This window comes from Paraburkholderia mimosarum LMG 23256 = NBRC 106338 (assembly GCF_000739815.1).
Lineage (GTDB): Bacteria > Pseudomonadota > Gammaproteobacteria > Burkholderiales > Burkholderiaceae > Paraburkholderia > Paraburkholderia mimosarum.
Window position 1 is genome coordinate 1 of sequence record NZ_BBJJ01000299.1, and the last position, 1,365, is coordinate 1,365.

Consider the following 1,365-nt stretch of genomic DNA (forward strand, 5'->3'; position numbering starts at 1 on the left):
CTTTGAGTCATGGATGCCGCAGATGAAAAAAGGGCACCATTATCGCCTGGCGCTCCAGGTGCCTCCCCATGTGTAACGCGCCTTTGAACCTCGCCCGAAAAGCATGAGCGACGTCTCGCCGTTCTCCTCGCTGAACAGGCCGTCGAAGAAATGAAAGGTCATATAGACGCAGATGAAGTGCCAGAGATAAATGCCATAACTTTCGCGCCCGAGGGCCGCGGCGCAGCGTCGAACCAAGGGCATGCTCGGCGCCGCATGCCCTTTCCCGCGCTCCTTGCGGGCATGGCGCGAGCACACGAACAGCAGGAACGTCACCGCACTGCACGCGGCGAATACAGGCGCGAGCGCAGGTGCCTTGTCGAGCCATACACCGAGCGCGGCCGTGACGAGCGCGAAGCCCAACGCAAGCAACAGATAGAGCCACGACACGCGCCCGGTCACATCGGATGCGCCGAGCAAATGCGAGCGGAACGCGTACCACGCCCACATGCCGACGATGAAGCACGGCCCCTGTACCGGCGGCCAGAAGTAGCTGAACGTATTGTTGGTCACATTGCATTCAAGCGTGCCGTTGCAATCGCTCATCGACAGTACCGCGAGCGACAGGCCCAGCATCAGGATGGTGGCCAGCAACAGGCGCGTGCGGTTCATCGCCAGAAAGAACAGCAACGGCGCGATCAGATAGAAAAGCATCTCCACGCCGATCGACCAGCCGCCCGGCACGACGTTGTTGATCGCGGTCGGCGACAGCGCATGAAGGAAGACCATGTTGAGCAATACGTCCATCGGGCCATGCGCGCCCAGAATCCATGCACGCTCGATGCCTGAGCGCATCGCGCCGTAGCTGATGAGGCCATAGACCGCGATCGCCGCGTAATACAAGGGCGCGATACGGAAGAAGCGCTTGATATAGAAGCGCAGCGTGACGTGACCCGCGCCCGCGCAACGCTCGTGATCCATTTCGAGAGTCATGAAGATCGTGATCGCGCTGATCACGAAGAAAAGCTGCACGCCGTACTGGCCCATGTGCGCAAGCAGTGTCACGCCGCCCGGCAGATTGGGAAACTGAAACGACAGGTGTACTGCAACGACCCCGACGATCGCAAGCGCCCGGCCTGCATCGAGCGCGGCAACACGTTCCTTCTGCATCGATGATCTCCTTCGCGGTTGATTCCGACCTTCAAAGGCTCCAACCTCCAAAGGCCGAGAGGCCGGTGGACAAAGACGCTACCGGCGAAGTTCCGGTCAGGCCGTGTTTGATGCCCAAGTCGGCGAGGTTCAAAGGCGCGTTACACATGGGGAGGCACCTGGAGCGCCAGGCGATAATGGTGCCCTTTTTTCATCTGCGGCATCCATGACTCAAAA

At 60.3% G+C, this 1,365-nt stretch carries 1 protein-coding gene; it reads right to left on the reverse strand.

The annotated features are described in order from the left end of the window. Window positions 1-39: 39 nt before the first annotated feature. Window positions 40-1,149, reverse strand: a complete 1,110-nt coding sequence (locus BMI01S_RS37520; RefSeq protein WP_081901440.1) for an acyltransferase family protein — start codon at window positions 1,147-1,149, stop codon at window positions 40-42. Between the last annotated feature and the right edge of the window lie 216 nt (window positions 1,150-1,365).